23 protein-coding genes are annotated in these 25939 nt (G+C 42.9%); 16 read left to right on the top strand and 7 right to left on the bottom strand.

From position 1 onward, the window contains the following. The first annotated feature begins 9 nt into the window (after positions 1 to 9). Positions 10 to 1851: an ATP-dependent zinc metalloprotease FtsH gene (gene ftsH, locus C4S39_RS02780; RefSeq protein WP_103965534.1), complete on the top strand. Its 1842-nt coding sequence runs from the start codon at positions 10 to 12 to the stop codon at positions 1849 to 1851. Positions 1852 to 1897: 46 nt separating this feature from the next. Here the strand turns inward: ftsH and C4S39_RS02775 are convergent, their stop codons facing one another. Continuing rightward, complete coding sequence (locus C4S39_RS02775) at positions 1898 to 2890, bottom strand: peptidylprolyl isomerase (RefSeq protein ID WP_258039253.1); 993 nt, start codon at positions 2888 to 2890, stop codon at positions 1898 to 1900. 428 nt (positions 2891 to 3318) lie between these two features. Between C4S39_RS02775 and C4S39_RS02770 the strand changes: the two genes are divergently transcribed. Beyond that, a complete protein-coding gene (locus C4S39_RS02770) occupies positions 3319 to 5784 on the top strand; it encodes a DUF4832 domain-containing protein (RefSeq protein WP_181023734.1) in 2466 nt (821 codons plus the stop codon). A gap of 176 nt (positions 5785 to 5960) precedes the next feature. Here the strand turns inward: C4S39_RS02770 and gshB are convergent, their stop codons facing one another. Together gshB and gshA are read right to left on the bottom strand one after the other, a co-directional pair. Then, on the bottom strand, positions 5961 to 6935 hold the full coding sequence (gshB, locus tag C4S39_RS02765; protein WP_103965532.1) for a glutathione synthase: 975 nt from the start codon (positions 6933 to 6935) through the stop codon (positions 5961 to 5963). 8 nt (positions 6936 to 6943) lie between these two features. Further along, the gene (gshA, locus tag C4S39_RS02760; protein WP_103965531.1) at positions 6944 to 8239 is read right to left on the bottom strand and encodes a glutamate--cysteine ligase; all 1296 of its coding nucleotides are present in this window, start codon (positions 8237 to 8239) and stop codon (positions 6944 to 6946) included. Positions 8240 to 8943: 704 nt separating this feature from the next. Between gshA and nirK the strand changes: the two genes are divergently transcribed. Beyond that, positions 8944 to 10044: a copper-containing nitrite reductase gene (nirK, locus tag C4S39_RS02755; RefSeq protein ID WP_103965530.1), complete on the top strand. Its 1101-nt coding sequence runs from the start codon at positions 8944 to 8946 to the stop codon at positions 10042 to 10044. Between the two features lie 129 nt (positions 10045 to 10173). Then, positions 10174 to 10701 carry an adenine phosphoribosyltransferase gene (locus C4S39_RS02750; protein ID WP_103965529.1) on the top strand — a complete coding sequence of 176 codons (528 nt, stop codon included), beginning with the start codon at positions 10174 to 10176 and terminating at the stop codon, positions 10699 to 10701. Between the two features lie 38 nt (positions 10702 to 10739). Here the strand turns inward: C4S39_RS02750 and mpl are convergent, their stop codons facing one another. Beyond that, positions 10740 to 12134 carry a UDP-N-acetylmuramate:L-alanyl-gamma-D-glutamyl-meso-diaminopimelate ligase gene (mpl, locus tag C4S39_RS02745; RefSeq protein ID WP_103965528.1) on the bottom strand — a complete coding sequence of 465 codons (1395 nt, stop codon included), beginning with the start codon at positions 12132 to 12134 and terminating at the stop codon, positions 10740 to 10742. Positions 12135 to 12232: 98 nt separating this feature from the next. Here mpl and gluQRS point away from each other — a divergent pair, with 98 nt between their 5' ends. The 12 genes from gluQRS (at position 12233) to C4S39_RS02685 (ending at position 23162) form a co-directional block, all read left to right on the top strand. After that, positions 12233 to 13174, top strand: a complete 942-nt coding sequence (gene gluQRS / locus C4S39_RS02740) for a tRNA glutamyl-Q(34) synthetase GluQRS (RefSeq protein WP_258039252.1) — start codon at positions 12233 to 12235, stop codon at positions 13172 to 13174. Between the two features lie 140 nt (positions 13175 to 13314). Next, positions 13315 to 14478, top strand: a complete 1164-nt coding sequence (locus tag C4S39_RS02735) for an NAD(P)/FAD-dependent oxidoreductase (RefSeq protein WP_103965527.1) — start codon at positions 13315 to 13317, stop codon at positions 14476 to 14478. A 25-nt stretch (positions 14479 to 14503) separates the two neighbouring features. After that, entirely contained in the window at positions 14504 to 14983 is a 480-nt protein-coding gene (locus tag C4S39_RS02730) for a polyketide cyclase (protein ID WP_103965526.1), read from the top strand. Positions 14984 to 15039: 56 nt separating this feature from the next. Then, positions 15040 to 15492: a PAS domain-containing protein gene (locus tag C4S39_RS02725; protein WP_103965525.1), complete on the top strand. Its 453-nt coding sequence runs from the start codon at positions 15040 to 15042 to the stop codon at positions 15490 to 15492. A gap of 646 nt (positions 15493 to 16138) precedes the next feature. Beyond that, positions 16139 to 16627, top strand: a complete 489-nt coding sequence (gene iscR / locus C4S39_RS02720; protein ID WP_103965524.1) for a Fe-S cluster assembly transcriptional regulator IscR — start codon at positions 16139 to 16141, stop codon at positions 16625 to 16627. A 148-nt stretch (positions 16628 to 16775) separates the two neighbouring features. Then, positions 16776 to 17111 (top strand): HesB/IscA family protein, encoded by a 336-nt coding sequence (locus tag C4S39_RS02715; RefSeq protein ID WP_103965523.1) that lies wholly within the window; start codon positions 16776 to 16778, stop codon positions 17109 to 17111. Between the two features lie 129 nt (positions 17112 to 17240). Next, positions 17241 to 18677 carry a Fe-S cluster assembly protein SufB gene (gene sufB, locus C4S39_RS02710; RefSeq protein WP_103965522.1) on the top strand — a complete coding sequence of 479 codons (1437 nt, stop codon included), beginning with the start codon at positions 17241 to 17243 and terminating at the stop codon, positions 18675 to 18677. After that, positions 18674 to 19468, top strand: coding sequence for a Fe-S cluster assembly ATPase SufC (gene sufC, locus C4S39_RS02705; RefSeq protein ID WP_103965521.1), 795 nt, complete (start codon positions 18674 to 18676; stop codon positions 19466 to 19468). Before sufB ends, sufC begins: the two co-directional genes overlap by 4 nt. After that, a complete protein-coding gene (gene sufD, locus C4S39_RS02700) occupies positions 19465 to 20772 on the top strand; it encodes a Fe-S cluster assembly protein SufD (protein ID WP_103965520.1) in 1308 nt (435 codons plus the stop codon). Before sufC ends, sufD begins: the two co-directional genes overlap by 4 nt. Continuing rightward, a complete protein-coding gene (locus tag C4S39_RS02695; RefSeq protein ID WP_103965519.1) occupies positions 20769 to 22028 on the top strand; it encodes a cysteine desulfurase in 1260 nt (419 codons plus the stop codon). Before sufD ends, C4S39_RS02695 begins: the two co-directional genes overlap by 4 nt. Beyond that, complete coding sequence (sufU, locus tag C4S39_RS02690) at positions 22028 to 22516, top strand: Fe-S cluster assembly sulfur transfer protein SufU (protein WP_103965518.1); 489 nt, start codon at positions 22028 to 22030, stop codon at positions 22514 to 22516. The genes C4S39_RS02695 and sufU overlap by 1 nt, the downstream gene beginning before the upstream one ends. 85 nt (positions 22517 to 22601) lie before the next feature. Next, on the top strand, positions 22602 to 23162 hold the full coding sequence (locus C4S39_RS02685; RefSeq protein WP_103965517.1) for a NifU family protein: 561 nt from the start codon (positions 22602 to 22604) through the stop codon (positions 23160 to 23162). Positions 23163 to 23220: 58 nt separating this feature from the next. On the opposite strand, the gene C4S39_RS02680 is transcribed toward C4S39_RS02685, so the two are convergent. The 3 genes from C4S39_RS02680 to C4S39_RS02670 form a co-directional block, all read right to left on the bottom strand. Beyond that, positions 23221 to 23784: an elongation factor P gene (locus C4S39_RS02680; protein ID WP_103965516.1), complete on the bottom strand. Its 564-nt coding sequence runs from the start codon at positions 23782 to 23784 to the stop codon at positions 23221 to 23223. A 78-nt stretch (positions 23785 to 23862) separates the two neighbouring features. Then, positions 23863 to 24999, bottom strand: coding sequence for an elongation factor P maturation arginine rhamnosyltransferase EarP (earP, locus tag C4S39_RS02675; RefSeq protein ID WP_103965515.1), 1137 nt, complete (start codon positions 24997 to 24999; stop codon positions 23863 to 23865). 103 nt (positions 25000 to 25102) lie between these two features. Continuing rightward, positions 25103 to 25882 (bottom strand): DUF4126 family protein, encoded by a 780-nt coding sequence (locus C4S39_RS02670; RefSeq protein ID WP_103965514.1) that lies wholly within the window; start codon positions 25880 to 25882, stop codon positions 25103 to 25105. Positions 25883 to 25939: the final 57 nt, after the last annotated feature.

Raw genomic sequence — 25939 nt, 5'->3', positions numbered from 1 at the left:
AATTAATCAATGGACAGAAGAACGCATCTTAATTTCTGGTTTATTACCATGGCACTATTGGGCTTGCTGTTAGTGCAGAATTTGTATAAGCAATATACTCAAGTTGAACCCATTCCCTATAGTCGTTTCCAGCATTTGCTGGAGCAGGGGCAGGTAGCCGAGATCGCAATTACCGAGAATCAGATTTTCGGAACATTGAAAGAAAAGCACGCGGATGGATATAAGGATTTCGTTACGACGCGGGTGGAGCCGGAATTAGCGGAAATTCTGGATAAATATCATGTGGTTTATACCGGTGTGGTACAAAGCACCTGGCTGCGTGATTTATTGTCCTGGATTGTGCCGACAGCAATTTTTGTCGGAATCTGGTTATTTGTGATTCGCCGCATGGGAAGCAGTATGGGAGGCGGATTGATGTCGATCGGTAAAAGCCGCGCCAAAGTGTTTGTGGAAAAGGAAACCAAGGTTACTTTCGATGATGTGGCGGGTGTCGATGAAGCCAAGGAGGAATTGGTAGAAATTATCAATTTCTTGAAAAACCCGGTGGATTATGGCCGTTTAGGCGGACGGGCACCGAAAGGTATTTTGCTGGTGGGGCCGCCAGGCACTGGAAAAACATTGCTGGCACGCGCAGTGGCGGGTGAGGCGGGTGTACCGTTTTTCTCCATTTCCGGATCGGAATTTGTAGAAATGTTTGTCGGTGTGGGTGCGGCCAGGGTGCGCGACTTGTTTGAACAAGCAAGGCAGATGGCGCCGGCAATAATTTTTATTGATGAGCTGGATGCATTGGGGCGGGCACGCGGTGCCTACGGATTGGGTGGCGGGCATGACGAAAAGGAACAAACCCTCAATCAACTGCTGGCGGAACTGGATGGTTTCGATTCCAGCAGCGGCATCGTGCTATTGGCAGCGACCAACAGACCGGAGATTCTTGATCCGGCATTGTTGCGGGCCGGACGGTTCGATCGCCAGGTGTTGGTGGATCGTCCTGATAAAATCGGGCGGGAACAAATTCTTAATGTCCATGCAAGAAAAGTGAAGCTGCACAGCGACGTTAAAATTGAAGAGGTTGCAGCGCTGACGCCGGGATTTACCGGAGCGGATCTGGCTAATCTTATCAACGAGGCGACTCTGTTAGCAACCCGGCGTGCCGCGCCATCGGTTACGATGGCGGATTTTAATAATGCCATTGAGCGCATTGTGGCAGGATTGGAAAAACGTAACCGCCTGCTGAACCCCGATGAACGCCGTGTAGTGGCATTTCATGAGCTTGGACATACGATGGTGGCGTTGGCGTTACCGGGCACCGACGAGATTCATAAAGTATCCATTATCCCGCGGGGTGTCGGCGCACTGGGTTACACCATTCAACGTCCTACCGAAGACCGCTATTTGATGACTCGCGTGGAGTTGCAAAATAAAATGTCGGTATTGCTGGGAGGGCGCGCAGCCGAGCAGATCGTGTTTAACGAAGTTTCTACCGGCGCGGCAGATGATCTAATGCGTGTCACCGATATTGCGCGCGCCATGGTGCTGAGGTATGGCATGAGCGAGGCATTGGGTAACGTGGCGTATGACCGGGAGCAATCGGTATTTCTACAACCCAATGTTCCTATGCCACAAAGCCGCAATTATAGTGAAGAAACTGCTAATAAGATCGATGTTGCGATTCGTATGCTGGTTGATCAAGCTCTGGAACGTGCGCTCAATATACTTCAATCCAATCGTGGTTTGCTGAATCAAACTGCGCAAGAGCTATTGGAAAAAGAAACGCTCAATCAACCTGAAATACTTAAATTAAAGCAAGCGATAATTGCGTATCCCGTCGATAAATCCGGATACTCAGGTTGATTCATGGCGTTACCTCTCTGGGGCGTATCTTTGCCGCATCGAAATTTTATTCGTAACTGACTAATGTGAATTGAAATGATTCTGCATTGGTTAATTGCATTTGCACGTTTCTGATAACGGTGGATGGATTGATCATTGCCGATGGGATGTGTAATTGACCGTTTGCGCTCGAGAAAGTGGCGATATTAGGGGGGATATTGTCCAGCGTTACTATGTTGTTCAGGTCGAGTTCAAATACAATGGAAGGGCTACTTTGAATCAACCGTAAATTGACTTCCAGCGCATTGCCTGTTCCGATATCCACCGCAAAACTCAAAATCTCCTGACTGAAGATGCTTGCCGTATCAATGAGCTCAACACTATTTATCCGGACTAAATTATTAAACGATACGGATGATGAGTCATCATAATCCTTCAGTGGCGTGTCAGTAAAGCTGCCACTTCCCAGGTTCCTTATGGGGAGTTTTTCAATAGCATCGAAGACGGTCATGCCATCAAAAATAACGCGGCCAAATACGGTAAACCCTCCATTCTGATTATCCAGATTCAAAGAGTTGTCATTCAAGTTGACAAACCATTGGCTGGTTGCGCTGTTGGGATTGCCGCCAACTTTTGCCATGGCGACGGTTCCACGGGTATTGGAAATTTTAAATTCATTAATTATTGGAGGAAGAGAATTTACAGCGGTGAGTGATTCTCCGGTGGTGCCAGGAATAATTTTAAAACCGCCACCTTGGATGACAAAATCAGGAACACTGCGATGGAAGATTCCATTGGTATAGGCGTCACTGTTGATGTAGCTGATGAAATTGGCGGTTGTGATTGGTGTCTGTGTTTCAAAAAGCTCAACACAAAATTGTCCCATATTGGTTGTAAAGCACGCAACCTGGTTAGCGTGTGTAATGGGCGATGAAAAACACAGACAGGCAAACAATACGATTTTATATAAGGCTGGGCTGACGCGCATGATAATTGGGTATTTTTGTATGGATTGAAATTGGATTTTACTGACAGATGCCTGGCTGAGGCAATATTTCATTTTGGATAAGCTGCAGTTTTGTATCATAGTATCTATGCAAGGCGGTGGTAATAATAACCGATAAATCCCTGGTTCTGCCGGAGACTTCTAACCCTAGGGCAGTTCAACTTAAAAGAGCCACTGCACTGTTGTTGACTGAAATACATCTTCGGAAACTCCCTAATTCCTACAGGACAATTCTAGGACAAATTCAGTGCAATGTTGGTACAAGTTACTTATATCTATCTTGGCTGCAGGAGATATAAAATGCATAAGTAAGGCGCCCCGCAGCTAGCTGCGGGGCGCCTTACTTATGACAGAACCGAAAAAACGGAGCGCTAACAACAAATTTGCTATTAAATCTCGTGTAACTTTAGAGCTTTTGTTGATTAACGTCCTTATTCTCAGCAATATGATGCAGACGCTGAGCTTAACGTTATGGGATGAATATGAACAATAACAAACTAAAAACCGCACAAATGCCTCTTTTGGGTAGGTGGTTGGCAATTACTACGCTAGTCCTCGTAGGGGGCAGTTATGTCCAGGAGGTCAATTCGACGCAGGAAGGACTGCAGAATCTCTCGAATCAAGTTGGAGGAACATCGATTGTCATCGATGGAAACCGTGAAGGATGGGAATCCGCTGTGCCATATATAAGCGACCCCTCTGGAGATAAAGCTGAGGCAGGCCATATTGATTGGAACACAATTACCATGGCTCATGATTGCGATGATCTGCATATACGCTATAAAGTGAATGATGGGCCAGCGTTTATCCCGGATGGCTATCGATATAATTTACTTGTGGATGTAGACAAGGATCCCACGACGGGCTACAGAGGAACCGGAAATTCACTTTCGATCGGAGCCGATGTGCTTATTCAGGGTGGGCAGGATAAGATCACAATTTTTAAATTTACGGGCGACCCTCATCAGGAGGCTTGGGGTTGGCAGCAAATTGACTTTTATCCGGTTAATGATAAAGCATTAGCTGACGGTGGAAGAGATATTGATTTCAGTATTAGAATTTCTGACCTGAATATCTTTGGTAATGGGGTGCCCAGTTTTAATTGGGTTGCTTGGGCCGATCATTCGACGGCTATCATAGATTTCTATCCAGATAGTGGTTTTCAGGGAGATACAGGCGATTTTAATACGTATCGATTTGATTACACGCCAATAAATGGAGTTATTGCAAATCCTGAACGCGGATTCTTTGCAAGCGCTAAAGTGAAATCTGGCAATTATAAACCGCTCGATTTGGCCACTCTGCAGTGTTACCGTAAAAACGAGGGAATTAGTCTAATTCACCGCTATTTCTATCTTGAGGATTTTGTAAACAGTGATATCAGTCAACAGTATCTGGATTTGATGCAAGCTGATTTTAATAAAATCCGCCAAGCAGGATTAAAAGTGATTCCTCGATTTTCTTATTCTGAATCTTCGGGACCAAACCTAACTCCGCCTTATAATGATGCATCCAAAGAAAGGATATTATCCCATTTAAACCAATTATCTAGTACGCTCAACAATAATAGTGATTTGATTGCCGTAATGGAGGCTGGCTTCATTGGTCTTTGGGGGGAATGGTGGTATTCGGACCATTTTCAACCCGATGCGGACTGGAATGATCGCGCCGATGTAGTTTTTGGCATGCTTGATATGTTACCTGCCAATCGTATGATCCAACTCAGAACACCGCGTTACAAGCAAAATATACTCAATAATACCTCGCCGGTAGATCTAGCTGCGGCGCATAATGGTTCCTACTTGGCTCGTATCGGGCATCATAACGATTGTTTTGTTTCTAGTAAATCGGATGGTGGAACATTTGCTAACGCTTCTGAGTATTCTTATCTTGAGGAGGATACAAAATGGGTGCCTATGAGTGGCGAAACGTGCGACTATAATTCTCTTTTCGATCCGGATCCTAGTCGGCTTAACTGTGCGACTGCATTAAATGAACTAGCTAGGTTTCATTGGTCGTTTCTCAATCTGGATTGGTATAAGCCGCTATTGCGGAAATGGGTAGATGGTAGTTGCTATGCTGAAATCGAGAAGCGGTTGGGCTATCGCTTTATTCTTTTGCAAAGCGTTTTCGATAACCAAATCATACCCGGCAATAAATTCAAATTCAGTTTACAGCTAAAGAATGAAGGGTTTTCTGCACCGATTAATCCACGTGCGGCAGAGTTAATCTTGCGACACACCGGTGGTTCAGTGCATGCGTTTAAGTTGTCAACTGACCCAAGGCTTTGGTTACCTGGTGCGATACATACTATTGCCGGTGAGGTTAGTATTCCAGCGAATTTTCCAGCGGGTGATTATGAGTTACTGCTTAATTTACCCGATCCAGAGCCTAAGCTATACCCAAGGCCGGAGTATGCTATTCAACTAGCTAATACAAACAGTTGGGAAGCGGCGACAGGTTATAACAAGCTAAATCACACATCTATCGCTGAACCCCCTATTTATTATGCAGACAAAGTTGGGATTATAGTTGGAAAATATGACACAGGGAGCCTCGCTAGTTTAATAAATAGCGATGCTGATACCTATGATGTCAAAGCTCTCAATACATCTGGTGGCAAAGCCACCGACTGGTACGCATCGACTACCATCACAGCTCTTCCACCAGACAGGATTTCGGAACTCAACTTAATCTATGGGGGACAATATTCCAAGAAAAAAGTGAAACAGGAAGTCTATTTGTACAACTATAATAGTGCAAACTGGGATCTGATGGATACTCGTAGCGTAGATAATACCGATGATGTAATGGTTCGGATAACCCTCGCGGCTCCGCAAGCTTACCTTTCATCCGATGGTAAAAGCCGTGTTCGGATACGTGGATTCAAAAATGGAAATAATCAATTCTATAGCTGGGCAAATTTTCTGTCTTGGAAGGTGAAATAGAATTAGGGGTATTGCCAAGTATTATTGCCGTCTTTAATTCAACAAATTTGATCAAAATCACCATCTAAAGATGGTGATTTTGATTATCAATAGCTGTTTTCTTCTATGGAGTTATCGGAAAATAGAATTTTCGAGATAAATGATATTTTCAAGTAATTATTTTATCGGTAATTTATTTATGGAGAATCGCTGTTCTGGCTATTTTCCGACAGTCCCTCTATGGCATCCAGCATCATAGCTGCAACATTAAATCCGGTCTGTTGTGTGATTTCCTGCATTCCTGTAGGGCTGGTGACATTAATCTCTGTTAAATAGTCACCAATCACATCCAATCCAACCAGCATTAAACCATTTTTAACCAATTCCGGACCTAGCGAGTCTGCAATGTCTTTGTCGCGCGCAGAGAGGGGTTGCGTTGTTCCCGTACCACCGGCAGCAAGATTGCCACGCGTTTCACCGGGTTTAGGAATGCGTGCTAAAGCAAAAGGTACCGCTTTGCCTGCAATCAGAAGTATGCGTTTGTCACCTTGAGCGATTTCAGGAATGAAGCGTTGCACCATGATAGTTCGCGTCCCATAGTGAGTCAGCATTTCGAGAATCACGCTGATATTATAGTCTGCAAGATGGATACGAAACACGTTGGCACCACCCATGCCATCCAGTGGTTTTAATATAATATCTTTATGAATAATAAGAAATTCTCTAATTAAATGTGCCTGGCTGGTTACTAGCGTAGGAGTAATAAATTGCGGAAATTTAGTGATGGCAAATTTTTCGTTGTAATCGCGGATACTCCTGGGGCTGTTGATTACCCAGGCACCCTGGGTCTCAGCTAATTCCAGCAAGTACGTGCTGTAAATGTATTCCATATCAAACGGTGGGTCTTTACGCATTAATACAGCGTCGAATTCGCGTAAAGGGATGGCCGAGATATCACTGATGCTGTACCACGGATCATCCACAGATGATGAGCCTGTGAGTGACAGTGCGCGTGAGAAGCCTGTGACAATTTGGTTGATTAATGCGATATCCTGTTGATAAAGTACATATATCTGATGGTTTCGAGCGACTGCTTCATGGATCAGAGCATAGCTGGTGTCCTTATGCGTTTTGATGGAATCCAGCGGATCAATGATAAAGGCAAGCTTCATAGCGGAATTTAAGCGGAACTTAATTTCGCATCCGAGGTATCGGTTTGCTGCAATTCCAATGCTGCGGCTAGTAACGCCAAACGCGCTACAACGCCATAGGCATAAAAACGATTCGGAATGATATTAGATTGGGAGGCGTTCGGCTCCAGGCAAGTGGTTTCAAATGCCAAAGGAACAAAATGCATGCCGGGAGCATTAAGGTTTTCGTCGATACCGCGTCCGGTATGAACGCGATAAAAACCTCCGACGACGTGGCGATCTATCATATAGATAACGGGTTCCGCTACCGCTTGATTGATCGTTTCAAATGTATAAACGCCTTCTTGTACCAGCACATGGGAAACTTGCAATCCTTCTTTCACTACGGCCATTTTATTCCGCTGTTTGCGGTTTAGCTTAAAAATTTCGGTGCCGTTTTTTACTGTCATGATTCCCATTCCATAAGTTCCCGAATCGGCTTTGACAATGACGAAAGGATCTTCCTTAACACCATATTGTTGATACTTTTTCCTGATCACCGAGATAATGCGGTCAACAGCCGCTGCTACGCATTCCTCACCTTGTTTTTCATGAAAATTAATTTCTCCACATGAGCTAAAACGTGGATTGATTAACCAAGGATCAATGCCAATCAAATCCGCAAATTCCAGAGCAATGCGATCATAAGCGGCAAAATGATTAGATTTTAGGCGCGTTGCCCAGCCGGCATGCAAAGGAGGAATCACAATTTGATTCAGATTTTGTAAAATCTCCGGAATGCCTGTGGATAGATCATTGTTAAGCAACACAGCGCAGGGTTGAAAATTTTCTACACCCAATTGATTGTTTTTCCTCACAATCGGTTCAAGCTGTATAGATTGCCCATCGGGAAGATCAATATCGATGGCTGTAGTCACTTCCGGCAATAAGGTGCCAATACGGACATTCAGTCCGGCCCGTTGCATAATATTTTGCAAGGTGGCAATGTTTTGCAGATAAAAAATATTGCGTGTGTGGTTTTCCGGAATCAACAATAAGCTATGCGTATCCGGACATATCTTTTCGATTGCATTCATCATCGCTTGTACACATAAAGGAATGAAGTCCGGATTTAGATTGTTGAACCCACCGGGAAACAAATTGGTATCAACGGGCGCCAGTTTAAAACCGCTGTTACGTAAATCTACGGAACAGTAAAATGGCACTGTATACTCGCGCCATTTGCCCCTCATCCAATGTTCAATGGTTGGCATGGCATTAATGATACGATTTTCGAGGTCAAGGATAGGGCCGCGCAGGGCTGTGGAAAGATGAGGTACTGGCATTTTGCTTTGAATTGTTGAACTAGAGCCATTATAGCATTATGGCTTAAATAGATTGTGATCAGCCTAATCCTGAAGTGTTTTATATTTGGTTTTGGAGCGACGCAAGCAAGCGCGGTAGGATTAGTGGAAAGTTTTTCCCCGGCGTGTTCTGGTAGCGGCAGTACTGTCAATTTTTATTATGCGGCTTCTATCATAAGGTAGCCGGTGAAACGGAGAGCGATCATGAAAATTATTTTCGCGACTCCTTGCAATTAATGGATGCCGGAGGTAGCAGTCATCAATAAAGCTTTGTGAGAGACTGATTTTGCAGGGCTGGCTGCTGAAGTAACCGTGATGAAAAGGCGAAGTATTGGTGGCTGCCGATGAGACATGAATGAAATTGGTGGCGTTATTGTTGTGCTTAAAGGCGCGTAAGCTGATTTGGTTGTTGCAGAGATTAGATTATTGCGATGGTAGGAGGATTATTTTTTTATTCATATTAATGAGAAAATACCCTATTCATATTGTGACTTTATTAAAAAGATTTCAGTAGTTTACGTTAGGCAAAAATAGACAGTACAACGAAGAAAGTGTATAGTTGCCCCCGCTGCCCTTTACTCTTGCGGTTCAGAAAAGGGAAGATGTTGAAGCAATTTGAGATTGTCTCAACGAATTAAGAATGGCGTATACAAAAAGCGCAAAGTTCATCATTTATGGAGGGAGATATGATTAAAGCTGTTCAGGCAGTAGTAGGATTAGGATTGCTCTGTTTCGGCGCAACGCAAGCAGTTGTGGCCGCTCCGGACCTTTCAAAATTACCACGTGTAAAACAAGAATTGGTGGCTCCACCGAATGTACCTGTGCATGATCAGGTTTCTAAAGGACCAAAAATCGTTGAAGTACGCATGGAAACCACAGAAAAACTGATGGAAGTTGCGCCAGGTGCAAAAGTCTGGGGTCTGACTTTCAATGGCAGTATTCCTGGTCCGCTCATCGTTGTTCATGAAGGCGACTATGTTGAACTGACATTGGTTAATCCAAAAGAAAGCACGTTGGCTCATAATGTGGATTTCCACGCAGCAACCGGCGCATTGGGTGGTGCTGGCTTAACATTGGTGCAACCGGGTGAAGAAGTGGTTTTACGCTGGAAAGCGACTAAAGCAGGTGTGTTTGTTTACCACTGCGCACCAGGCGGAACCATGATTCCATTCCACGTTATTTCTGGCATGAATGGTGCCGTTATGGTTTTACCAAAAGATGGTCTGAAAGATGCGAAAGGCAAGCCATACAAATATGACAAAGCTTTTTACATTGGCGAACAAGATTTCTATCTGCCTAAAGACGACAAAGGCAACTTCAAAACCTATGGTTCACCAGCCGAAGGCATGGCAGACATGTTGGAAGTAGCTAAAGGACTCATTCCAACTCACGTGGTATTCAACGGTGCAGTTGGTGCGATTACCGGTGACAATGCACTGAAAGCTAAAGTGGGCGATAAGGTATTGTTTATCCATTCACAATCTAATCGCGCTTCCTATCCGCACTTGATCGGCGGCCATGCTGATCTGTTTTGGCCAGAAGGTTCATTCAACGATACGCCTGCTACCAATCAGGAAACTTGGTTTGTTGCAGCCGGTGGTGCAGTTGCTGCTGCGTATGAATTCAAGCAACCAGGATTATACGTATATTTGAATCATAACCTGATTGAAGCTGTATTGCTGGGTGCTGCACTGCACATGAATGTTGAAGGAAAATGGGATGATGATCTCATGATCCAGCTTAAAGCGCCAAAGAGCTTTAATAAAGACGCTGCAATGGATCACTAAGATTTGATTTAGTGTAATTGTTGAAGTCACATCGGAAGGCCTTGACCTGTAATGGGTCGGGGCCTTTTTGTTTACTGGTAAGACGTTGATCGCTTTATTTTTAAATACAATCGAATATATTCAAACTTTATGCCGATTAAATCTCGTATCCGCACCATCCCGAATTATCCACGGCATGGAATCATGTTTCGTGATATCACAACACTATTAAAGGACCCTTGCGGGTTGTATACCACAATACAGGGGATTGCTAACCGTTATGATGCAGTCACGATTGATAAGGTGGCTGGGATTGAGTCGCGTGGATTCATCATTGGGGCGCCGGTTGCGTATCAATTGGGCAAAGGATTTGTACCTATCCGCAAACAAAATAAGCTTCCTGCGGAAACATTGGGAAGAGACTACCAATTAGAATATGGCAGTGACCGTATTGAAATCCACGTGGATGCAATTCAACCGGGAGATCAAATACTTTTGATTGATGACCTGATTGCAACCGGCGGGACTGCGGAAGCGGCTGTAGGACTTGTAGAAGATATGGGCGGGGAAATCGTGGAGTGTTGTTTCGTTATTGATTTACCAGAAGTGGGAGGGAGAGCTCGCCTGGAGAAGCTCGGACATAGAGTCTTTGCATTATGTGAATTTGAGGGCGAGTAGATATCGCTAACCTGTTTCGATACCTGCACCAGAAGATATCACTGGTTTTCTTGTAAGATCGATAATAATTTATCATGAATGCCGCCAAAGTCGCCATTGCTCATGATCAAGACCTGATCCCCAGGTTTTGTAATTGCTGCGATATTTTGTATTAGCTGATTTAAATCATCGCAGTAATCGACTCGATTGTTTAACATGCTGAGAGTTGATTTTGCCCATTGCGAGTCACGCGCAAAGCAAAAAACATGATCTGCTTCTTGCAGACTTTGCGCAAGATAATCTTTCCAAACACCCATTTTCATCGTATTAGAGCGAGGTTCGAGTACCGCAATAATTCTTTTTTGACCAACATGGGTTCTTAAGCCATTTAATGTTGTTTGAATTGCAGTAGGGTGATGCGCAAAATCATCATAAACCGTAACGCCGTTGACGGTGCCGCGTTTCTCCATGCGACGTTTAACACTTTTGAATTCTGATAATGCTGCAATTCCTGTTTCGATCGGTACTCCGGCATGCCTGGCAGCGATTAATGCTGCCAGAGCATTCATGCGATTATGCTCACCTAATAAATCCCATTGTAAACAACCCTGATGGATTCGATCAAAATAAATATCCATTTCATTATTTGCAAGCAATTGAGCACTCCAATCAGCCTCAGTTCCAAATTCCTCTAGAGGGGTCCAGCGGCCTTGTGTCAAAACTTGTTTTATATTCTCATCTCTTCCATTGGCTATGATCAAGCCGTTATTGGGAATAATTCGTACAAAGTGATGAAATTGACGTTTGATGGCTGAAAGATCAGGAAAGATATCCGCATGATCATATTCAATATTATTTAATATTGCGGTTCTGGGATGATAATGAACAAATTTAGAACGTTTATCAAAGAAAGCCGTATCATATTCGTCTGCTTCAATAACGAAGAATGGTGAAATTTCAGCTGAATTTGACTCAGAATCCCGTGCGTGTTCCGGTCGAATAATTCCAATTCTTGCAGATAGGCCAAAATTCTCGGGAATTCCACCAATCAGAAAGCCTGGGTTTAATCCAGCGTAATCTAATATCCAGGCTAGCATCGAACTGGTTGTGGTTTTGCCGTGCGTACCGGCAACGGCAAGCACCCAGCGATGCCTCAAAATATTTTCTGATAACCACTGCGGACCGGAAATATAAGGTAAATTCCGATTGAGAATTTCTTCCATCAGCGGGTTTCCGCGGGTAATCACATTACCAATTACAAATATATCCGGTTGAAGCTGGATTTGCTCGATTGAATAACCCGATATTAATTCTATCCCTTGAGATTCAAGCTGTGTACTCATCGGCGGATAAACATCTTGATCGCAACCTGTTACCTTATACCCGGACTCTCGTGCAATGGCTGCAATGCCTCCCATGAAAGTGCCACAAATCCCAACGATGTGAATATGCATGATCCAGCTTAAAAGAAATTTCGATTAGAGGAAATAGAAAAACAAATAGAGTGCGCTTCTTTGTAAATTATAGTTCATAAGTTCAGTCAGTAATACCAATGCAACGCAGTAGTGTAGTATTTTATAAATTCAACATACTTTCTTTAGTGAGTATTCACCCATTGATAGAAAAAAGTTATCGTGGTCGGTTTGCGCCATCACCAACCGGGCCTTTGCATTTTGGTTCACTGGTTGCGGCTATAGGCAGTTATCTTGATGCAAAATTTAATCAAGGCAAATGGTTAGTCAGAATTGAAGATATTGATTCTCAGCGCGAAGTGCCGGGAGCTGCAAGTGAAATTTTATTTGTACTGGAAAGTCTGGGCATGGAATGGGATGAAGAAGTAATTTTTCAAAGCCGACGTCTTGAAGCATATCAGGAAGCTCTGAATAGATTGGAGAAACAGAATTTAATTTATCCGTGTACTTGCTCAAGGAAAGAGATCGCTGATTCCAGCATCATCGGCCTTGGTGGTCCCGTCTATCCCGGGACATGTTTGAAAAATCCTTCTTTATCAGACAAAGCATATTCACTGCGTATCCAAACGAATGAGAATGAAATTCAATTTCAAGATATTTTAAGGGGCTCATATGTACAAGAACTCAAGCGGGAAATTGGCGATTTTGTACTACGCCGGGCTGATGGCATATATGCTTATCAATTGGCCGTTGTAGTCGATGATGCTGAGCAGGGTGTTACGCATATCGTTCGAGGTGCGGATCTTTTGGATTCTACGCCGCGCCAAATATTTCTACAGCGATTATTAGGTTATAGCACGCCGCGATATATGCATCTTCCGGTCGTAACCAATGCAACGGGTGAGAAACTCAGTAAACAAACCAATGCCGAGCCAATTGATATTGCAAATGCCCTGCCGCAATTGGTTAAGGCGCTATGTTTTCTGGGGCAGAAACCCCCGGTGGTGATTCTCGAAGGAAATATCTCTTCTTTTTGGCAGTGGGCTAGAGAAAACTGGCAAATCAATCTTATTCCTCGATAATTTCGAATTGAAGCTATCAAACAATATTTGTGCTAGTCTGTAGTGGCGGTGATTAGAAGCATTTTTGAGAAGTGCTGAGGTTGATAATATGTTAACGGGGGAATTGAGTGTTCCTAAGCGACAGCAGGTAAGGAGATGGCGTGGCTTTTTTGCCTTTTAATATAAAAAAACAAAAAAAACTGAAAGTGATTATTGTAGGCGGAGGATATGCAGGGCTTGCTGCATTGATCAATCTGTTGCAATTTGCTCCCGATACGGATATCACGCTCATAGATCCTGGAACGCAGCATCTGAAGATTACGCATTTGCATGAAACATTCAGGTATCCCCTAACAGATTTATTGTTTCCATTCTATGACTTAGAAAGTCGTTATGGATGCAGGCATGTGCTGGCATCGGTAGATCTTGATCAAAATACGTTACAGGATTGTCAAGAAAGCAAGCAATTAATTCTTGATGAAGGGGTTCTGAATTTTGACTATATGATTATTGCATCCGGCTGCGAGAACAGTGTATCAAGCCCCATGGATTCAAGAAATGTATTGGGTTTGTCTGATTTTTCTGCTACCAGTGGATCTGATTTATTAGGAAATTTTTTTGATCAAAACGATGCTGCGAACCCAGTGATTTCTGTTGTAGGGGGAGGGGCAACCGGCATACAGTTTCTGTTTGAGATAAAGCAATTCCTGATGCGTAAGAAATATAAAGCAGAATTACGTTTGATTCATTCAGGTGAGCATGTTCTTGAGCAATTTCCCGATGGTTTTGGTACGTATGCTGAATCCCGTATGCGAGATCTGGGAATTGCTTTTTACCCTAACACATACTACAGTGAGCAGGGTTCTGATCATGTTTTTCTGGCCGAAAAAATAACAAAGAAGCAATTTGAATTACCATCCGGTCTGTCAATTTTGTTTCTGGGCAAGAAGCAGCAAAAAACTTATACAGCTAACGCTTTCGGGCAGATTGTAATTAACCGGAAGCCGTTACAAAATATTTTCACGGCCGGTGACTGCTCGTACTATCAATCTCCAGGATCGAATACGCTAACAGCACAATCAGCTGTTCGTAAAGGAAAGTTAGTAGCGCGCAATATATTACGCCATTCAGGTTTTCCCGGACTGCTTGAGCCTTATATACACCACGAATTAGGCTATGTGGTAAGCATTGGAGCCGCGGATGCTGTTGGTTGGCTGGTTTCGGAAGGAAATGTGATCACCGGTATTCCGGCACTGACAATAAAAGAACTCGTAGAAGCCCAATATGACTTATTATTGGCGGGAATCGATACTTACTTGGTTTAGCAAACACTACGCAGGAGATATATATATGCTTGGTTTGTTTAAAGATAGTCCTGTAATAGGCAAGGCCAGTACAATTATTCAAAGTCCGGCAGATAAACTTTTCAATTTCATTGGTAATGATCTGCTTATTAACTACCCCAGATGGTCACCTGAAGTTAAGGAACTGGAAAAATTGACGGATGGCCCAATACAGCTGGGAACGTTATGCCGTCAAGTACGCATTGACCAAGGCAATCGATCGGAATCAGCTTTCAAGGTTAAAATTTTTGATGTTGGTACGCGCATTTGTTTTGAAGGAACATCCAATCCCTATCGATGTGACTATGTGATGGAATCAGTCAATGCGTCTGATAGCAGAATAACGTTTACCTTTGAACTGCTGAGCCTTGATCTTCATGTGAGGCCTTTTGAGAAACTGGTACGCATAGCAGTTCAGGACGGAACGGAAAGAACCGTAAAAAACATCAAAAAAATTATTGAGGCAGATTTGGCCAGCTCAAAATAATCAATCATCGCAATGCGTGTATTTAGCCAATAGCTGATTAACCTGGAGAAAAAATCATGGATTTTATCGTTGAAAAAGACCCTGGATTGATTCCACAAGTATTGTCCAAGATTCTTGATTCATGCGTCAATGGGGTGACACTGGCCGATCCTGACCAAGAGGATTTGCCTTTGGTGTATGTTAATAAGGCATTTGAAATTATAACGGGTTATACATTGGCGGAAACCGTGGGTAAGAATTGCCGTTTCTTACAGGGAAGTGAGCATGATCAATCAGGTGTTAAGCAACTCCGGGAAGCCATTAAGAATAAAAGATCTGTAGAAGTGGTATTGCGAAACTATCGCAAAAATGGCGAACTATTTTATAACCATCTGCTGGTGTCCCCACTTTTTGATTCAAACGAAAACTTACTCTATTTCCTCGGGGTACAGTATGATATTACTCCGCAAATCCGGGCGGAAGAAGAAATCAAAGTACTGAAGGAACAGCTGGCGGCATTTAAGAAATAGGTACTATCAGATACAAAAATAAAACTACCGGCACCACTAGATGATGGCAGAGGTGGTATCGGGTGTGGCGTTTTCGATACATGATCATATTTGCTCTACCAGTTCGGTCTAATTATATAAAGCGCTGAAAATTTAGAGTGTTGCCGAGTTTGATATGGGTTCGCAACCTTAAGTAAAACAGAAAGAAAGGTGATGCTCATGCTAATAACAATCCAATTATTAAACACAAAGGAAGGTTACCGAATCTTGCTGAAGAACTTCAGAATATCCCCAGAGCTTGCAAGAAACGGATATATCGAGCAATGAGTTGCTAATATCCGACTATCAACGGTATTCCTCGCACATAAACAAGGGCGATGTCACCTCAAACCAGCGGTATTGATAACCTGCGCCGTGCAGGGCAATCTGATGAAACAGAAAAAGAAAACAGAAACAATGCAAAAATCGTACAGCAATGTATTCACTAGATTGCTTTAGTTGTCGGATATTTTTTAGGAGCGGTTGACTAATTATTCGATGATTATCGGGCCGTTGCCATGATCAAATAATTACCTTGCTTATTGTTGACTAAATCAATCGGGTATTGTATAGTTGACCAAATCAATCGGGTATTATTTTTGCTAACACTTAATTTAGAGGATTAATCATGAGATTAACTACAAAAGGAAGATTTGCGGTTACTGCGCTACTTGATCTTGCTTTGCAGCAAAGCAGCCATCCAATAACACTGGCGGATATCAGTCAAAGACAAAAGATTTCCTTGTCGTACTTGGAGCAGCTATTTGCAAAGTTGCGCCAGTCTGAATTGGTGGATAGCGTTCGCGGTCCTGGAGGCGGTTATTGTCTTTCAAAAGATTTGGATAAGGTATCGATAGCCGACATTATTCTTGCAGTTGATGAGCCTATCGACGCGACCCAATGTGGCGGTAAAGAGAATTGCCATAATGATGGAAAGTGCATGACGCATGATTTATGGGCAAAATTGAATGAGCTCATTTTTGAGTATCTTGGTGCTGTTACGCTTAAGGAGTTGGTTGATAATCAAATCAATCAGCAGAATGAAGCAATTGTGCCGCTTCTTGATATGCGACGTGAAACTGAAATACGACGTCAAACAACAGCTGCGTACAGTTGATACTCGTTTTTAATAAGATTTTCCGTTCTCAGAAATCCAACAATGTTCTATCGATGAATTGCTATAGAACAATATTATTAAGTCTGTGTCTAATTTGAATTAGCATAAGTTTTTGCTTATATGAAGAAATAATACATTGGACTAAATTATGCTTATTACACTAACTGAAAATGCTGCAAATTATATTCAGCAACAACTTGCTAAGCGTGGTAAAGGACTTGCACTCCGGGTTGGGATTAAAAAATCGGGTTGCTCAGGATTTTCTTATACGTTTGATTATGCTGATGAGATTAAACCCGATGATCAGTTATTTGAGTCACATAAAACTAAGATAGTTGTTGATAGATACAGCCTGCCTTATTTGGATGGTTCTCAAATCGATTTTGTCAAGGAAGGTCTCAACAGTTCTTTCCAGTTTGTTAATCCGAATATTGATAATACATGCGGTTGTGGCGATAGCTTCAGCGTAAAAGAATCCGTTTAGATTTAATTAATAGCAATCTCGATTCCAGTATATTTCCGGTTTGTATATCAGTAGTCGTTTTGATGTAATTTAAGATTGTAGGATATCTGTTTCAAACTATATAAATACTAAAATAAAGGAAGAAACCAAATGAGTGCAGTACTGCAAAGTCTGGTTAATCAACCGTATAAACACGGCTTCGTTACTAAAATTGAATCTGATGTTGCTCCCAAAGGGCTCAATGAAGATATCATTCGATTAATTTCAGCCAAAAAGAATGAGCCTGAGTGGCTTTTGTCATTTCGCCTGGAGGCCTATCAAAAATGGTTAACAATGAAAGAGCCCGAGTGGCAGAACGTTCATTATCCAAAAATTGATTTTCAAGCGATCAGTTATTACTCAGCACCAAAGCCCAAGAAAAAACTGGCAAGTATGGATGAAGTTGATCCTGAATTATTGCGTACATTTGAAAAGCTTGGCGTGCCGATGCACGAGCGTGCAGCACTTGCAGGTGTCGCTGTTGATGTTATCTTTGACAGTGTTTCAGTAGCCACTACTTATAAGCAAAAGCTTGCGGAAGTCGGCATTATTTTTTGCTCCATTTCCGAAGCTGTGCATAACCATCCTGAGCTTATTCAGAAATATCTGGGGACTGTTGTGCCTGTGGGTGATAATTATTTTGCAGCTTTGAATTCTGCTGTATTCACAGATGGTTCTTTTTGTTTTATTCCTAAAGGTGTCAAATGCCCGATGGATCTATCCACCTATTTCCGCATTAACACAGAAGGATCCGGGCAGTTTGAGCGTACATTAATCATTGCTGAAGAAGATGCCGCTGTTTCTTATCTTGAAGGCTGTACTGCACCCAGATTTGATACTAATCAGCTACATGCCGCAGTAGTTGAGCTGGTTGCGCTAGATAATGCGGATATCAAGTATTCAACAGTCCAGAACTGGTATGCCGGTGATGAAAATGGTATTGGTGGTATATACAACTTTGTTACTAAAAGGGGCTTGGCAAAAGGGAAGAATTCTCGAATTTCATGGACACAGGTAGAAACCGGTTCCGCAATCACGTGGAAGTATCCATCGTGCATATTACGAGGTGATAATTCGGTCGGAGAATTTTATTCAGTTGCGGTAACCAATAATTATCAACAAGCTGATACTGGGACGAAAATGATTCATCTCGGGAAAAATACGCGTAGCACCATAGTGAGTAAAGGTATTTCGGCTGGCCATTCAAATAGTAGCTATCGTGGTTTGGTACGTATCTCCCCGACCGCCGAAGGTGCGCGAAATTACTCGCAATGTGACTCTATGCTTATTGGCGATCAATGTGGCGCGCATACTTTCCCGTATATTCAAGTTCATAATAACAGCGCAATTGTTGAGCATGAGGCTTCTACTTCTAAGATTGGTGAAGATCAGCTTTTTTATTTTTCACAGCGTGGAATTGATGCAGAAGAAGCGGTTTCTATGATTATTAATGGTTTCTGTAAGGATGTGTTTCAACAATTGCCGATGGAGTTTGCGGTTGAAGCTACCAAGCTTCTCAGCTTTAAATTGGAAGGGAGTGTCGGATGATTGTTAATAACAGTAAAACCCTTCTCTTGGTTCAAGGACTGCGTGCCAGTATTAATGGCACCGAGATTCTCAAAGGTATTGATCTCACGGTAAAAAGTGGGGAGATTCATGCAATCATGGGTTTGAATGGATCTGGAAAAAGCACTTTAGCTAAAGTGCTGGCAGGCCACGCTGCATATGAAATTACAGCAGGAACCGTTCGATTTGAAGACAAAGATTTGTTGGAACTGGCGCCTGAGGATCGTGCGCGCGCCGGATTATTTTTGGCTTTTCAGTATCCCATCGAAATTCCAGGCGTAGCAAACACGCAATTTCTTCGTCTTGCCTATAACACAATACAAGCCCAGCGAGGCAAAGAAGAGTTGGATCCTCTCGAATTTGATGATTTCGTACGTGAAAAAATGAAATTATTAGACATGAATCCCGATTTCTTGGATCGTAGTGTGAATGAGGGATTCTCAGGTGGCGAGAAGAAACGAAACGAAATCTTGCAAATGGCCTTGCTAGAACCGAAATTGAGCATCCTGGATGAAATGGACTCGGGCCTTGATATCGACGCACTGAAGACCGTGGCCAATGGTGTTAATCAAATTGCCAATAAAGACAATGCCACAATTTTAGTAACGCACTATCAACGTTTACTGGATTATGTCGTGCCGGATTTTGTGCATATTATGCAATCAGGCAGTATTGTGTTGACAGGTGGAAAGGAATTAGCACTTGAACTGGAAACACGAGGTTATGACTGGGTTACTGCGAATAAACGATCAATTGCCGGAGCAATCGCATGAGCGAAACAGTTGCTACCGATTACCTTGATTGCTTGCTGAAATCTTGGTCGATAAAATCAAATGAGCCGTTATCATGGTTAAATCAATTACGTGCTCGTGCAATTGATCATGTCAGTACGCAAAGATTACCCACGAAGCGCGACGAAGAATGGCGCTTCACTGATATCTCAGCGCTCACTCGCTTATCCTTCCAATCTGCACAACCGCACACTAGTTTGCGAGCGCAGGATATTGAACATTTGTATCTGAAGGAGGCAAAAAACTCTCTGGTGTTTGTAGATGGCTATTATTCTCCGCAATTGTCGACTCATATTGATCCCACAGTGCTGCAGATTGGCAATTTATCAACATTCTTATCGACGCATGCGTCAATTCTGGAGTCTCATTTCGGTCAATACGCGAGATTTGATAATAACGTATTTGCCGCACTCAATACAGCATTCCTTCATGATTGCGCATTGATCATTGCGCCAAAGAATACCGTCATCGCAGAACCTGTTCACTTATTGTTCATCGCGACACAATCAGAAGTAACCTCTTATCCGCGCTGTTTGATAATTGGAGAGTCCGGAAGTAACGTAACATTTGTTGAGGATTATGTCTCTCTTCAGGAGGCCGCCTACGTCACGAATTCAGTAACAGAAATTAGCTTGTCCGCCAATGCACATGCCAGACATATTAGAATTCAACGTGAGAGCGCACAAGCTTATCATCTGGCAAATTGCGCAGTTTCACTGGCTCGTGGAAGTAATTATCAGTCAGTCAGTATTTCATTGGGAGCGCAGATTTCTCGCTACAATCTGAATGTTCAGCTCATTGATGAGGCTGCAGAGTGCGCGATTGATGGGCTTGCGTTAATTTCAAGTAACCAGTTAGCCGATACGCATACTAGCATTGATCACATAAAACCAAATGGAATCAGCCGTCAGCAACATAAATGTATCGTCAATGATAAAGCGCATGCTGTATTTAACGGAAAAATTATTGTACGGCCTCATGCGCAACAAACAAATTCGTCGCAATCGAGCCGTAACTTGTTACTCAGTAAAACTGCACAAATAGATACAAAGCCACAACTGGAAATTTTTGCCGATGATGTTAAATGCGCACATGGAGCAACAGTTGGTCAGCTTGATCAAGAAGAAATCTTTTATCTACAAAGCCGTGGCTTATCAGAAGCAACAGCGCGCAGTTTGTTAACTTACGCCTTCGGTGCGGAAATAATCGATCGTATTTCCGTAAGCTCACTCAGGCAGCAGCTGGAACAAACTGTACTTAATCAAACTCGAGGTAATAAATTATGAATTCAGTCCATGCTTCTCTGAAATCAGAAATTACTTCTGACGTTGATTGGAGAAAGATCCGCGCCGATTTTCCTATCCTCGAGCTGACAATTGACGGGAAACCGCTCGCCTATCTTGATAATGCTGCATCTAGTCAAATGCCACAATTAGTCATCGATCGTTTAGTACGCTATCAAACTAAACAACACGCAAATATTAATCGTGCCGTACATTATCTATCTGAAGTTGCCACGCAGGAATATCACGATGCACGATGCAAATTACAGCAATTCATCAATGCACGCGAAGACAGAGAAGTTATCTTTACCAGCGGCACAACAGATTCCATTAACTTGGTCATGCAAGGATATGGACGCAAATTTATCCAGGAAAACGATGAAATTATTCTTACAACATTGGAGCATCATTCCAACATTGTTCCGTGGCAAATGCTGGCTAATGAAAAAGGTGCAAAAATCCGTGTCGTTCCAATTAATGACAAAGGCGAATTAGATGTCGACGAATATGAAAGGCTGTTTAATGAACACACTAAATTCGTCAGCTTGATTCATGTTTCTAATGCACTCGGCACGATTAATCCGATTAAAAGAATGATCGATTTCGCCCATCGATATGAAGTTCCTGTGCTAATCGACGGTGCGCAGGCTGCTCCCCATATACCTATTGATGTGCAGGCACTTAATTGCGATTTTTATGCATTCTCAGCGCATAAATTATATGGGCCGACCGGAGTAGGCATACTCTATGGTAAAGCTGCACTCCTGGAATCGATGCAGCCCTATAAAGGTGGTGGGGATATGATCGCATCGGTAACTTTTGAAGAAACGATCTATAACACCATTCCTCATAAATTTGAAGCGGGTACTCCACCGATTGCCGCTGCCATTGGCTTTGGTGCTGCCATTGATTATCTGACGGCTATTGGTATCGAGAATATTGCTGCGTATGAATCTACATTGCTTGATTACGCAACGGGATGTCTTGCTCAAATCCCTGGGGTTAAGATTATTGGTACAGCGAAAGAAAAAACCGCCGTCATTTCTTTCACCATTGATGGAATCCATCCGCATGATATTGGAACCATCTTAAATCAAGATGGCATTGCCGTGCGTACCGGGCATCACTGTGCACAACCTGTCATGCAGCGATTTAATGTGCCGGCTACTTCCAGAGCCTCTTTTGCTTTCTATAATAACAAGGCAGAAGTTGATGCTTTGATTGCCGGGATTAAAACTGTTCAGAAGGTTTTCTTGTAATGCATACCAATTCTTTGTATCAGGAAGTTATTCTCGACCATAACAGAAAGCCGCGTAATTATGGCAAGCTGGATCAAGCCAATCATCATGCGGTTGGTCACAATCCGTTGTGTGGTGATCGCCTGGATATTACATTGCAGCTTGAGAATGAGCAGATTTGCGATATTGCATTCCAAGGAGAATCCTGCGCAATCTGCAAGGCTTCTGCGTCAATGATGACAACTGCAGTCAAAGGGAAATCCCGCTCGGATGCGGAAATACTGATTCACGAATTTCGCGAATTGGCTACTGGAAAACTGGATACCGGTCATCCGAATCATCTCGGACGATTAACGGTATTTTCAGGCATTCGTGACTTACCGACGCGGGTTAAATGCGCAATTCTGCCGTGGCACACTCTGTATGCCGCACTCAACTCTATTTCTAGCACTTCGACCGAGGCCAATAATGATTCCTCGCAAGCGATGTCGAGTCATTCTGCTGGTTGAGTGCCAATCCAAGATATGTGTATAGCAACTATTAGCCATCCATATTGCATATAAATAGCAACTTCAATATTTTAATACTGAAAAAATGCCAAAAATTTCTGACATTGAAGGAACACCCAATAAGAACGCTTTGAAATTCATTCTTAAAGAACCATTGACATGGGGCGTTGCACGTTCATTCGATAATGCCGAAGCTGCCAGAGACGACCCGCTAGCATCTGCGTTATTCGATATTGATCATGTCACGAATGTTTTTTATATTGATCATTGGGTCACTGTCACCCAGGATGGTGAAGCTAATTGGCAAGACTTGGCGCGAGATATTGCCGATCCTATCCGTGCAGCGCCGGCTGCTTCTGCACAATCTGCCGAAACCGTCGCTACTGCCAGCCAGGCTCTGGCTAACTTGAATCCGGAAGATCAATTGCGTTTGGAGAAAATCAATGTTTTATTAGATGAAGAGGTACGTCCTTATCTGCAAAGTGATGGTGGTGATTTGCATATCCTGGGACTTGAGGGAAACATTCTGCATATCCATTATCAAGGCGCATGCGGTACCTGTCCCAGCTCTATTTCAGGCACACTGAGAGGAATTGAGAATATGCTTAGAACCATAGAGCCGGATATTCAAGTTGTTGCCAGTTAAATACCCGACATAAGAAAGGCGGCATAGCCACCTTTCATCAATGAATTCCGATCAGTCATCAAACACGCTTTCGGAATTCATTGTTGTGCGGATCAATCTCGATTTTATCGCCAATCTCTACAAAAGCCGCCACTTGAATTTCAAAATTTGTTCCTGCAAGGCGAGCCGGTTTCATGATCTTGCCCGTTGTATCACCCCGCACTGCTGGTTCGGTATATTCAACTTCGCGTACAATCGTATTGGGTAGCTCAACAGAAATCGCCTTGTCATCGTAGAAAGTTACCTGACATACATCTTCCATACCATCCGTCAAGTAATTCAGAACGTCTGACATGTTGTCAGCCTCAACTTCAATCTGATTATAATCCGCATCCATAAAAACATAGAGTGGATCGGCGTAATAGCTGTATGTACAGTCTTTTCTATCCAGAACAACTAAATCGAATTTTTCATCCGCTTTGTAGACGGTTTCAGTTGTGGTACTGGAAAACAGGTTCTTCAATTTCATTTTTACCACAGATGCGTTACGGCCAGACTTGGTAAACTCTGCCCGTTGCACAACCATAGGGTCATTACCAATCATTATCACGTTACCTGAGCGTAATTCCATTGCGGTTTTCATAGTTCAATTCCAAATTTTAGGTTAGAAGCTAGATTAATGTGGTTATCAACAGTAAACTTTGAGCTTGATAGCCGGGAATTATAGCTGATTTCCAGCAAACTGCACCAGATTGGATGCCAAATCTTCCCGCTTCAGCAATTGATTAGTCCAGTTTTTATTATGCTGAATCAAAGGCTCGTAACAAGCTGCAAAGCTTTCCCAAATAAGATTATTCAGTTCATGTTTTTCATTCCAGCCGTGCCACATTGCTTGCACGGCAGATGCTGCTTTGACGGGTAACCCTGTTGTGTATAGCGTAAGAAATGCATCCAATTTATCCCAATGCGCCCCCTCATGTTGAGGATAAATATTCCATATAAAGGGCTTAATCGCCCACTGTGCACGCACAAAAGAATCTTCACCGCGCACAAAATTAAAATCACAACTCCACAACAATAGGTCATATTCCGTTTGTTCCATAAACGGAATAATCTCAATAGTGAGTCGCTTATAGTTTATTAATGCCTTAGCCTGGCATGGCGCATGATTAAATAATGCTGCAATGCGATCAGCAGCAATTCCTTGCGGTACGATCAATAAAACGGGCACTGTTGATTCTGATAATACTTGAATGAAGTTTTCGATGGGTGCGCTCTGATAACAAAATAGTGAAATACGTATCTCCCCGGCTTTTCTTTCAGGTAACCCTTTGCGTTGGAAGAATTCCCGCTCAGTTGCTTGGTTAAAGGCATCATGCCTTGCCAGAAAATCCTTCTCTCGCAACAATCCGCCACTGCCAGGCACAAAGCCTGGAAAAAAGAATGTCTTGGTTAAAGAAAAACGAGGGTGTGGTGAAGGTAAGCCGTGGTACTCAGTTACCCAAGGTTCGGCACTCAGATATTCCAGATTAATCCAGACAGGGTTCCTTTCTTTCTGTAACATTGCCATCACATACTTTTCAGGCAATTCACAAGCGAATGCTTCAATGACCACGTCTGCCGGTTCAGTTTCCACAAATAACTGTTGCCAATAACAGATCTCAACGCATTGAATGATTTGGTACCGGGCTTGAGAGTTTACATCCGGTAATATATTGGCAAAGCTGACTAAATTATCAACCCACAGCCGTACTGACTGGTCATGTTCATGAGCCAGTTGTTTGGCAAGACGCCAGCATACGCCAATATCACCGAAATTATCGATAACTGCGCAAAAGATATCCCATTGGCGTCGCATTCAGCTACCGGCAGGTTACGTTCGGAATCTTTTGTTTGCGCGCGTATATTGTCAGGAGTATTGCATCGCAATGATTGGGAAATTTAATCACGCAATTATCTTTCTAATTGTTTTTTCTCACGATAGTGCTTTTTTGCTGCTCAAATTCCTGTTCTGTGAGCGCACCGCTATCGTGCAATTGTTGCAGTCGTTCTAATGCCATTATCTGTTTATGTGACTGGGATTCCATTGATGGCGCAATAGAGTCCGGATCATTGCTTGCCACAGCCTGCTCGTTTGTAAAGCCGGAAAATTTTGTGATTTCAGAAATCAACACTCTGATTAAACGCCATAGTTTTGGTAATGACCAGACGACAATACCTACAAAGACAACAAATAATATCAGGAAAATTTCCGGATGTTTCAGCGCTGCCCACATCCCAGTGAACACCAAAAAATCCTCCGCGATGGAAGCTGACCAATTCGTAACCGGTTCAGGAGACGTGTTTATCAATAACCGTGTGCCAGTTTTGGTGGCATGACTGGTTGCAGCCACACCGGCTCCTAAAATACCCGCTGCAATTTCGAGCGCGGGCGTCACGTCTCCGACTGCGCCAGCTGCTAGCATGGCACCTGCAGGAATTCGAACAAAAGTATGAATGGAATCCCATGCGGAATCCATTCCCGGAATCTTATCCATAAAAAATTCAATGAAATACATAATACCGGCAGCACCTATCACCAACGGTTCTTGCAATACCGATAATTCGGCAGGCAAATTAATATGGCCTGTCGAGCCGCCTAGTCCCAGCACCAGTAAAACCGCATACAGATTAATGCCACTGGCCCAGGAAGCACCCATCACTAAGGCAATTGTTGCCAGCAGTGTTTCGTAATTTTCCATAGTAGAATTACTTATCCATATATGATCATTGATCAAATTATGACATATCGTGGGGTT

Origin of the sequence: Nitrosomonas ureae, from assembly GCF_900108305.1 — a bacterium.
Lineage (GTDB): Bacteria > Pseudomonadota > Gammaproteobacteria > Burkholderiales > Nitrosomonadaceae > Nitrosomonas > Nitrosomonas ureae_B.
The sequence above is the reverse complement of the archived record's forward strand: the minus strand, read 5'-3'. Positions and strand labels throughout refer to the sequence as shown.

Bases quoted from the DNA above. Each gene is read 5' to 3' on its own strand.
- ftsH (WP_103965534.1), top strand. From the start codon at position 10: ATGGACAGAAGAACGCATCTTAATTTCTGGTTTATTACCATGGCACTA.
- C4S39_RS02775 (WP_258039253.1), bottom strand. From the start codon at position 2,890: ATGAAATATTGCCTCAGCCAGGCATCTGTCAGTAAAATCCAATTTCAA.
- C4S39_RS02770 (WP_181023734.1), top strand. From the start codon at position 3,319: ATGAACAATAACAAACTAAAAACCGCACAAATGCCTCTTTTGGGTAGG.
- gshB (WP_103965532.1), bottom strand. From the start codon at position 6,935: ATGAAGCTTGCCTTTATCATTGATCCGCTGGATTCCATCAAAACGCAT.
- gshA (WP_103965531.1), bottom strand. From the start codon at position 8,239: ATGCCAGTACCTCATCTTTCCACAGCCCTGCGCGGCCCTATCCTTGAC.
- nirK (WP_103965530.1), top strand. From the start codon at position 8,944: ATGATTAAAGCTGTTCAGGCAGTAGTAGGATTAGGATTGCTCTGTTTC.
- C4S39_RS02750 (WP_103965529.1), top strand. From the start codon at position 10,174: ATGCCGATTAAATCTCGTATCCGCACCATCCCGAATTATCCACGGCAT.
- mpl (WP_103965528.1), bottom strand. From the start codon at position 12,134: ATGCATATTCACATCGTTGGGATTTGTGGCACTTTCATGGGAGGCATT.
- gluQRS (WP_258039252.1), top strand. From the start codon at position 12,233: ATGCAACGCAGTAGTGTAGTATTTTATAAATTCAACATACTTTCTTTA.
- C4S39_RS02730 (WP_103965526.1), top strand. From the start codon at position 14,504: ATGCTTGGTTTGTTTAAAGATAGTCCTGTAATAGGCAAGGCCAGTACA.
- C4S39_RS02725 (WP_103965525.1), top strand. From the start codon at position 15,040: ATGGATTTTATCGTTGAAAAAGACCCTGGATTGATTCCACAAGTATTG.
- iscR (WP_103965524.1), top strand. From the start codon at position 16,139: ATGAGATTAACTACAAAAGGAAGATTTGCGGTTACTGCGCTACTTGAT.
- C4S39_RS02715 (WP_103965523.1), top strand. From the start codon at position 16,776: ATGCTTATTACACTAACTGAAAATGCTGCAAATTATATTCAGCAACAA.
- sufB (WP_103965522.1), top strand. From the start codon at position 17,241: ATGAGTGCAGTACTGCAAAGTCTGGTTAATCAACCGTATAAACACGGC.
- sufC (WP_103965521.1), top strand. From the start codon at position 18,674: ATGATTGTTAATAACAGTAAAACCCTTCTCTTGGTTCAAGGACTGCGT.
- sufD (WP_103965520.1), top strand. From the start codon at position 19,465: ATGAGCGAAACAGTTGCTACCGATTACCTTGATTGCTTGCTGAAATCT.
- C4S39_RS02695 (WP_103965519.1), top strand. From the start codon at position 20,769: ATGAATTCAGTCCATGCTTCTCTGAAATCAGAAATTACTTCTGACGTT.
- sufU (WP_103965518.1), top strand. From the start codon at position 22,028: ATGCATACCAATTCTTTGTATCAGGAAGTTATTCTCGACCATAACAGA.
- C4S39_RS02685 (WP_103965517.1), top strand. From the start codon at position 22,602: ATGCCAAAAATTTCTGACATTGAAGGAACACCCAATAAGAACGCTTTG.
- C4S39_RS02680 (WP_103965516.1), bottom strand. From the start codon at position 23,784: ATGAAAACCGCAATGGAATTACGCTCAGGTAACGTGATAATGATTGGT.
- earP (WP_103965515.1), bottom strand. From the start codon at position 24,999: ATGCGACGCCAATGGGATATCTTTTGCGCAGTTATCGATAATTTCGGT.
- C4S39_RS02670 (WP_103965514.1), bottom strand. From the start codon at position 25,882: ATGGAAAATTACGAAACACTGCTGGCAACAATTGCCTTAGTGATGGGT.